The following is a 9,304-nucleotide window of genomic DNA, read 5'->3' as shown; positions in this document are numbered from 1 at the left end:
ACCAGGCGCTGTTACAGGGCCTGCCCAGGCTCAAGTTGCTGGTCACCGGCGGCATGCGCAACGCCGCCATCGACATTCCTGCGGCCAAGGCCCTGGGCATTCAGGTCTGCGGCACCGACAGCTATAAACAGGCGGCGCCGGAATTGACCTGGGCGTTGATCATGGCCTCCACCCGCAACCTGCTGGCCGAGGCCAACTCCTTGCGTGCTGGCGACTGGCAGGTCGGTTTGGGCGGTGACCTGTACGGCAAGACGCTGGGTATTCTCGGGCTGGGCAGCATCGGCCAGAAGGTCGCGCAATTCGCCCAGGTGTTCGGCATGCGCGTGATTGCCTGGAGCGAAAACCTCACGCCGGAACGTGCAGCCGCAGCTGGCGCAACCTGGGTCAGCAAGCAGGCGCTGTTCGAGCAGGCCGATATCCTTACCATCCACCTGGTACTCAGCGACCGCAGCCGTGGCCTGGTAGATGCCCAAGCGCTGGGCTGGATGAAACCCACGGCGCGCCTGGTGAACACTGCGCGCGGGCCGATTGTGGACGAGCAGGCGCTGGTCGAGGCGTTAAGCAGTGGTCGCCTGGCCGGGGCGGCACTGGATGTGTACGCCGAGGAGCCGTTGCCGCTGGAGCATCCGTTTCGCCACTTGCCGAATGTACTGGCCACGCCCCATGTGGGCTATGTGAGCGAGCAGAATTACCGGCAGTTCTACCAGCAGATGATTGAGGCGATCCAGGCGTGGGCCAAAGCAACGCCCATTCGCGTGCTCAGCTGACGCACCAATACAGGGCACCCCACACCACAGCAGCACCCACAATCCCTGTAGTGAGCAGGCTTGCCCTGCGCCGGAGCGCGAAGCGCTCCCAAATCGCCCGCCAGCCCAGCGCAGGGCTCACCACAAACCTGCACCCAATCGGTTAATAACCGTTCAATGTCTGGTTACAAGTATTTTGTCCTACAAAATCTTCCTGGAAACCCTACAGGCTCTGGGATCTGTCCTAGACTCATGACCGATGGGTCCGTTCCAAAACAAAAACCCCGCAAAAAATCGAAACTTTCAGACTCTGCCATTGGTCCAGTTTTAAGGTAAGGCGAGCACATTGGCTTCACGGCAAATGCCCGTCCATCCAATCTTTTTTCACAACCCGTGCAACTGGCATACGCCTTGCCAGTTTGTACAGTGCTTGTGCGCCTGGCCGCAGGATGCGGCCAATCGGAGCTAATGGCAGCGGGCCATTAGCCGACCAACAAAATGGGAGTGCATTATGATCAGTGCCGCAGTAGATACTCAGGGAGAGCGTTTCAGTCAGCCAGCAGGGGGGCCTACGTCGTTGGCCGACCTGCCCAGCACTGTGCGGCCGGTCGTGAGTCAAAACCCGAATCGAAAGAAAGTCCTGTTTGTCACCTCCGAGTTTGCCGACCTGGTGAAAACCGGCGGTCTGGGCGACGTGTCCGCTGCCCTGCCCCGCGCCATGGCCCACCTGCATGATGTGCGCGTGTTGATCCCCGGCTACCCGCAGGTGATGGAAAGCGACAACCCGATCCATATCATCGGTGAGCTGGGCGGTCACGCCGCGCTGCCGCCGTGCAAGATCGGGCGCATGGACCTCAAGGACGGCCTGGTCATCTACGTGTTGATCTGCCCAGAACTCTACGAGCGCGAAGGCACGCCCTACGGCGCCAACAACGGCCGCGACTGGCCGGACAACCATATCCGCTTCGCCCGCCTGGGCCTGGCCGCCGCCGATATCGCCGCGAACCTCGCCCAGATCCACTGGTGCCCGGACCTGGTGCACGCCCACGACTGGCCCGCTGGCCTGGCCCCGGCGTATATGCACTGGCGTGGGTCACGCACACCGACCCTGTTCACCATCCATAACCTGGCTTATCAGGGTGTGGTCAGCCTCGCCTCCACGCCGGAGCTGGGTATCCCGCCCCACGCCCTGCAACAGGAAGGCATGGAGTTCTACGGCAAGATGTCGTTCCTCAAGGCCGGCATGGCGTATTCCAGCCATATCACCACGGTGAGCGCGACCTACGCCCAGGAAATCACCACCCCGGAATTTGGCTGCGGCCTCGACGGTTTTCTCGCCGCCAAGACCCAGCAAGGCCTGCTCAGTGGTATCCCCAACGGTATCGATGAAAGTTGGGAAACCTCCACCGACGAACACCTGACCCACAACTTCAATATCGGCGACTGGGAAGGCAAGGCCATCAACGCCGCCCATGTGCGCGAACTGTTCGGTCTGCACGACTCCACCGGCCCGCTGTTCGCCGTGGTCTCGCGCCTGGTCTATCAAAAAGGCCTGGACCTGACCGAAGCAGTGGCCAGTTTCATTGTCGAGAACGGCGGCCAGATCGCGATCATCGGACGCGGCGAGCCGGAAGAAGAACAGGCCATGCGTGAACTGGCCCTGCGCTTTCCCGGGCAAGTCGGTGTACGCATCGGTTTCAACGAAACCGACGCCCGCCGCATGTTCGCCGGCAGCGATTTCCTGCTGATGCCTTCGCGCTACGAGCCCTGCGGCTTGAGCCAGATGTACGCCCAGCGCTTCGGCTCGCTGCCGGTGGCACGCAATACCGGCGGCCTGGCGGATACCATCGAGAACGGTGTCACCGGGTTCCTGTTCAATGAATCCACGGTGGCGAGTTATGAGGAAGCGCTGAGCCGCGCCTTCAAGGTCTTCGCCTTCCCAGACCTGCTCAACGCCATGCGCTGCCGCGCCATGACCCAACCGTTCAACTGGTGCCAGGCAGTCGAACCCTACGCAGAACTCTACGAACAACTTGTGGCCAAGGCCCTGGGGAAATCAGTCAAGTAATCAAGGGAGGTCTCTATAGATGCCGTTACGGACTCTGGAAACCTGGCCCCACGGCGCAATCATGCTGGACGCGCAACACACGCGTTTTGCCTTGTGGGCGCCAGACGCGTTTTATGTCAGCGTTGAATTGGAAGACGGTAAATCAGTCGCCATGCTGCCGCAGGCAGAGGGCTGGTTTGAAGTAGAAATAAAATGCGCGGCGGGCACGCGCTACCGCTACAACATCGACGGGGAAAAGGACGTGCCTGACCCCGCCTCCCGAGCCCAGGTTGCAGATGTGCATGGCTGGAGCCTGGTGGTCGACCCCCTTGCTTACGAATGGCGGCACAGCCAATGGGCCGGTCGCCCTTGGCATGAGGCGGTCATCTACGAACTGCACGTCGGCGCACTGGGGGGCTACGCCGGCGTCGAGCAGCACCTGCCGCGCCTGGCCGAGCTGGGCGTGACCGCGATTGAGTTGATGCCGTTGGCGCAGTTCCCCGGCGAACGCAACTGGGGCTACGACGGCGTTCTACCCTACGCCCCCCACTCCTCGTACGGCACGCCTGAACAGCTCAAGCACCTGGTCGACAGCGCCCACGAACACGGCCTGGCCGTGATCCTCGACGTGGTCTACAACCACTTCGGCCCTGACGGCAACTACTTGGGCCAATACGCCCAAGGCTTCTTTCGCGAAGACGTGCACACACCCTGGGGTGCCGGGATCGATTTCGAGCGCCGCGAGGTGCGCGATTTCTTCCTCGACAACGCACTGATGTGGCTGATGGAGTACCGCTTCGACGGCCTGCGCCTGGACGCCGTGCACGCCATCGACAATCCCGGTTTCCTGCAACAACTGGCGCAGCGGGTGCGCCAACAGGTCGACACCGGCCGCCACGTATGGCTGGTGCTGGAAAACGAATTCAACCAGGCCAGCCTGCTGGAGCACGATTTCGATGCACAGTGGAACGACGACGGCCATAACGCGCTGCACGTGCTGCTCACCGGTGAAACCGACGCCTACTACAGCGACTTCGCCCTGGACACCACCGCCAAGCTGGCCCGCTGCCTGGGCGAAGGGTTCATCTACCAGGGTGATACCACCCGCCATGGCCATCGCCGTGGCGAGCCCAGCGCGCACCTTCCTCCCAGTGCCTTTGTGCTGTTCTTGCAGAACCATGACCAGATCGGCAACCGCGCCATGGGCGAGCGCCTGCACCAACTCTGCACCCCCCAGGCACTCAGGGCCGCGACCACGTTGCTGTTGATGTCGCCGATGATCCCGCTGATGTTCATGGGCGATGAAGTCAACGCCCGGGAACCCTTTCTGTTTTTCACCGACCACCACGGCGAATTGGCCGAAGCGGTGCGTGAAGGCCGGCGCAGTGAGTTTGCCGACTTCGCCGCGTTCCAGGATCCCGAGCGACGCGAACGCATTCCCGATCCCAACGCCCTGCCGACCTTCGAGCAATCGGCCCCGGTGTTTGCCGACAGCGAACACGCGCAGCTCTACCGCCACCTGCTGACCCTGCGCCATCGCCACCTCGTGCCGCACCTGCCGGGCAGTGTGGCGCTGGGCGCCCAAGTACTGGCAGACGGCGCCGTCACAGCGCGCTGGCGCCTGGGCGACGGCAGCCTGTTGCAGATCGATCTCAACCTCAGTGCCACGCCCGTGAATCACCCGGCGCCGCAGCACGTTATTTTCGCCACGCCCGCTGAGCAAGGCGCGCAACTGCCGCCGTACAGCGCACGCGTCAGCCTTTCCCCTGTTGGAGAACACTCTTGAGCGAAGCGAACCTGGAAATCCTCGCCAGCCGTGCGGGCCTTGCCGTCGATTGGATCGACGCCAACGGCCGTCCGCAACGCGTGACACCCGATGCCCTGCGTGCCGTGCTCAAAGGCCTGGGGCACCCTGCCGACACCGACGCAGAGATAGACGCCAGCCTGTTGGAACTGGAACAAAAGCAGCAAGACAAACACCTGCCGCCGCTGCTGACCATCGACAGCGGCCACGGCCTGGACCTGGCGCGCTACTTCGAACCCGACACCCTGTGCCGCGTCAGCCTGGAAGACGGCGAAACCCTGGAGCTGCGCCTCGATGGCAAAGCGGTGCTGCCCGGCGTGATCGCCCTCGGCTACCACCGCGTGCACATCAACGACCAGACCTTCACCCTCGCCGTTGCCCCCACCCACTGCTACAGCGTAGCCGAAGCCGTCGACAGCCAACCCGCCCGTGCCTGGGGCCTGAGTGCCCAGTTGTACTCGCTGCGCCGCCTCGGCGATGGTGGCTTCGGCGACACCCTGGCCCTGGAGCACCTGGCCCGTTCGGCCGCCGAACGCGGTGCGGATGCCCTGGCGATCAGCCCGATGCACGCGATGTTCAGCGCCGACACCGGACGCTACAGCCCGTATTCGCCGTCGAGCCGGTTGTTCCTCAACAGCTTGTATGCCTCGCCCGGCTGCATCCTCGGCGAACGTGAAGTGCGCAGCGCCATCGAGGCGCTCGGTCTGGAGGAGGAGCTGCACGCGCTGGAGCAACACACCCTGATCGACTGGCCCGCCGCCGCCAACGCCAAGCAACGCCTGCTGCGCGCCCTGTATGAAGACTTCCGCCACGGCCAGCATCCGCAACATGCGGACTTCCTGAGTTTCCGCCAGGCCGGCGGTGAAGCCCTGGAAAACCACTGTCGCTTCGAAGCCGTGCAAACCGCCCGCGCCGCTGCCGGCGAAGACCTCGACTGGCGCCACTGGCCGCAGGAGTGGCGCACGCCGCACAGCCCGGCGCTGGCACAGTTCGCCGAGGACAACCGTGAAGAGATCGGCTACTTCGCCTTTACCCAATGGCTGATCGCCCGGTGCCTGGAGCGCGCCCAACAAGCCGCCAAGGGCAGTGGCATGGGCATCGGTCTGATCGCCGATCTGGCCGTCGGCGCCGACGGCGGTGGCAGCCAGGCGTGGAGTCGCCAGGATGAGTTGCTGGCCGACCTGACCGTGGGCGCGCCGCCAGACATCCTTAACCGCGCCGGCCAGGGCTGGGGCATTTCCGCGTTCTCCCCCGAAGGTCTCAAGCGCAACGGTTTCCGTGCCTTTATCGAGATGTTGCGCGCCAACTTCGCCCATGCCGGTGGCTTGCGCATCGACCATGTAATGGGCCTGCAGCGCCTGTGGGTGATCCCCATGGACGCATCGCCCCGGGAAGGGGCTTACCTGTATTACCCGGTGGACGACCTCTTACGCCTCTTGGCGCTGGAATCGCACCGCCACCAGGCCATCGTCCTCGGTGAAGACCTCGGCACCGTGCCCGACGGCCTGCGCGAAAAACTCAGCGGCCGCTCAATCCTCGGCATGCGCGTGCTGCTGTTCGAGCAAGGTCATGACGGCCAGTTCAAGCCGATCCTCGACTGGCCGGACAACGCCCTGGCCACCACCAGCACCCACGATCTGCCCACGCTCAACGGCTGGTGGCACAGCCGCGACATCGACTGGAACATCCAGCTCGGCCTGATCGATGCGCCCACCGTGGAGCAATGGAGCGAACACCGCCTGCGCGAACGCCAGGCGCTGCGCCAGGCCTTGAGCCAGGACCCGCAGAACTTCGTCGAAGAGATCCGCAACGAAACCGATCATATGATCGACGCCAGCGTGCGCTACCTCGGCCACACCCGTGCGCCGCTGGTGCTGTTGCCATTGGAAGACGCCCTGGGCGTCGAAGAACAAGCCAACCTGCCCGGCACCACCGACACCCATCCCAATTGGCGCCGACGCCTGGCGGGTGAAGCTTCAAGTTTGCTGGACAACGCCGGTGCTGCGCGACGCCTCGAATTGCTGGCCGTCGCGCGCAACCAGGCCCATGAGCGTGACCGATGAAGACCCTACCCCTGCGCGCCACCCAGCGCCTGCAATTTCATAAAGGCTTTACCCTGGACGACGCGGTGCCTTTGGTGCCGTATTTTGCCCAGCTTGGCATCAGCCATCTGTACGCCTCGCCGCTGCTCAGCGCCCGAGCCGGCTCCATGCACGGCTACGACGTGGTCGACCCTGCCCGCGTCAACCCGGAACTGGGCGGTGAGCCCGCCTTGCGCCGCCTGGTGGCGGCGCTGCGTGAACACCACATGGGGCTGATCCTGGATATCGTCTCCAACCATATGGCCGTCGGCGGTGCCGATAACCCGTGGTGGCTGGACCTGCTGGAGTGGGGCCGCCTGAGTCCGTACAGCGAATTCTTCGATATTCAGTGGCACTCCCCCGACCCGCTGCTCAAGGGCCAACTGTTGATGCCGTTTCTGGGCAGCGACTATGGCGAAGCCTTGCAGACCGGCACCCTGACGTTGCATTTCGATGCGGTTCACGGCGCATTTCATGTCGAGCATTACGAGCATCGTTTCCCGATCTGCCCACGGGATTACGCGTTGATCCTGGGCAGCGATGAACCGCTCAAACCGCTGGCTGAGCGTTTTGCCGCCCTCGCCTATCAGGACGACGCCTACGCCGAAGCCGCGTGGCTCAAGCAGGCATTGGCCGAGCGCGCCACTGAAGTCATGCCAGCCATTGAAGAGCGCTTGAGCCAGTTCGACGGGCGCCGGCCAGAGGGCTTCAACCGCCTGCATCAGTTGCTGGAGCAACAGGCCTACCGCCTGGCGAGCTGGCGCACGGCGGCGGACGATATCAACTGGCGGCGCTTCTTCGACGTCAATGAGCTGGGCGGCCTGCGCGTCGAACGCACAGCGGTGTTCGAAGCCACCCACGGCAAGATCTTCGAGTTGATCAGCGAAGGCCTGGTGGATGGGTTACGCATCGACCATATCGACGGCCTGGCCGACCCCCGTGGATATTGCCGCAAGCTGCGTCGCCGGGTGGATGCTCTTGCGCCAGGTCGGCATTTGCCGATTTATGTCGAGAAGATCCTCGGCGAAGGCGAAACCCTGCGTGAAGACTGGCGCGTGGACGGCACCACCGGCTATGAATTCATGGACCAACTGTCGTTGCTGCAACACCAGCCGGACGGTTTTGCACCGCTGGCAGAACTGTGGACGCGCCACACCGAACGGCCCTCGGCGTTTATCGAAGAAGCCCGCCTGGCCCGCCAACAGATTCTCAACGGCTCGTTGGGCGGGGATTTTGAAAGCGTCGCCCAGGCGCTGCTGCAAGTGGCCCGCGACGATGTGATGACCCGTGACCTGACCCTGGGCGCGATTCGCCGGGCCTTGCAGGAACTGATCGTGCACTTCCCGGTGTACCGCACCTACATCAGCGCCCTCGGCCGCAGCGCCGCCGATGACGCGGTGTTCCAGCAGGCCATGGACGGTGCCCGCACCACCTTGAGCGAGGGCGACTGGCCGGTGCTCGATCACCTCGAAAAATGGCTCGGCGGCCAGCCCTGGCGCCAACGCCCGGTGGGCCGGGAGCGCAAGATCCTCAAGCATGCCTGCGTACGCTTCCAGCAACTGACCTCGCCCGCCGCCGCCAAGGCTGTGGAAGACACCGCGTTCTATCGCTCGGCGGTGCTGCTGTCGCGCAATGATGTGGGCTTCAGCACCGAGCAGTTCAGCGCGCCGTTGACCGACTTCCATTCGATCAACCAACAGCGTTTGCAGGCCTTCCCGGACAACCTGCTGGCCACCGCCACCCACGACCACAAACGCGGCGAAGACACCCGTGCACGGCTCGCAGTGCTCAGCGAGTGCGCCACCTGGTACGTGGAGCAGGTTGAGCAGTGGCGCAGCCTGGCCGCGCCGTTACGCATTGATGCGGCCACGCCATCGGCCGCTGATGAGCTGATCCTCTATCAAGTGCTGCTGGGCAGCTGGCCGCTGGATCAGGGGGATGACTTCGACGGCTATCAACAACGCCTGTGGCAGTGGCAACAGAAAGCCCTGCGCGAAGCCAAGTTGAACAGCAGTTGGAGCGCGCCCAACGACGCCTACGAACAAGGCGTCGAAGCGTTTCTGTCGCGCCTGCTGCTCAGTGACGAAGGCCGCCCGCTGCGCACCGCGATTGCGACGGCCGCCCAGGCGATTGCCCCGGCGGGCGCGCTCAATGGGCTGGCGCAATCCTTGCTTCGCATCACGGTGCCGGGTGTGCCGGACCTGTACCAGGGCGCTGAATTCTGGGACTTCAGTCTGGTGGATCCGGACAACCGTCGCCCGGTGGATTTCAGTACACGGCAACGCGCCCTGGATACGCCACCGGATATCGGCGAACTGCTGTTCAACTGGCGGGACGGGCGCATCAAGCAGGCCTTGATTGCCCAGGTGCTGGCCTTGCGCAAGGCGCAGCCTGAGCTGTTTCGCAGCGGCACTTACACGCCGCTGGAAGTGGTCGGCCAACACGCCGGGCGGGTGGTCGCATTCTGCCGCGAACACCAGGGCAAACGCTTGTTGGTGGTGGTGCCACGCTGGCCGCATGACCTGCTGGAAAACGGTGTGATTCCCCAGATCAATGCGCAGGTTTGGGGCGATACCCGACTGAAATTACCGTTCGCCGCACCAACTCAAAACTGGAAGGGACTTTT

Annotated in this window: 5 protein-coding genes; all 5 read left to right on the top strand. The window is 63.8% G+C overall.

From position 1 onward, the window contains the following. On the top strand, positions 1-767 hold a 767-nt coding region (locus tag IQK56_RS30550; protein WP_193901970.1), incomplete at its 5' end, for a D-2-hydroxyacid dehydrogenase family protein. Positions 768-1,257: 490 nt separating this feature from the next. Then, on the top strand, positions 1,258-2,814 hold the full coding sequence (glgA, locus tag IQK56_RS30545; protein ID WP_122307725.1) for a glycogen synthase GlgA: 1,557 nt from the start codon (positions 1,258-1,260) through the stop codon (positions 2,812-2,814). Between the two features lie 19 nt (positions 2,815-2,833). Then, a complete protein-coding gene (gene treZ / locus IQK56_RS30540) occupies positions 2,834-4,579 on the top strand; it encodes a malto-oligosyltrehalose trehalohydrolase (RefSeq protein ID WP_193863039.1) in 1,746 nt (581 codons plus the stop codon). Further along, complete coding sequence (gene malQ / locus IQK56_RS30535; protein ID WP_193863040.1) at positions 4,576-6,660, top strand: 4-alpha-glucanotransferase; 2,085 nt, start codon at positions 4,576-4,578, stop codon at positions 6,658-6,660. The genes treZ and malQ overlap by 4 nt, the downstream gene beginning before the upstream one ends. Next, a partial coding sequence (locus IQK56_RS30530) for a malto-oligosyltrehalose synthase (RefSeq protein ID WP_193901969.1) occupies positions 6,657-9,304 on the top strand: 2,648 nt, incomplete at its 3' end. The genes malQ and IQK56_RS30530, both read left to right, overlap by 4 nt.

Origin of the sequence: Pseudomonas cyclaminis (genome assembly GCF_015163715.1) — a bacterium.
In the GTDB taxonomy this organism is placed as follows: Bacteria; Pseudomonadota; Gammaproteobacteria; order Pseudomonadales; family Pseudomonadaceae; genus Aquipseudomonas; species Aquipseudomonas cyclaminis.
The sequence above is the reverse complement of the archived record's forward strand: the minus strand, read 5'-3'. Positions and strand labels throughout refer to the sequence as shown.

Bases quoted from the DNA above. Each gene is read 5' to 3' on its own strand.
- glgA (WP_122307725.1), top strand. From the start codon at position 1,258: ATGATCAGTGCCGCAGTAGATACTCAGGGAGAGCGTTTCAGTCAGCCA.
- treZ (WP_193863039.1), top strand. From the start codon at position 2,834: ATGCCGTTACGGACTCTGGAAACCTGGCCCCACGGCGCAATCATGCTG.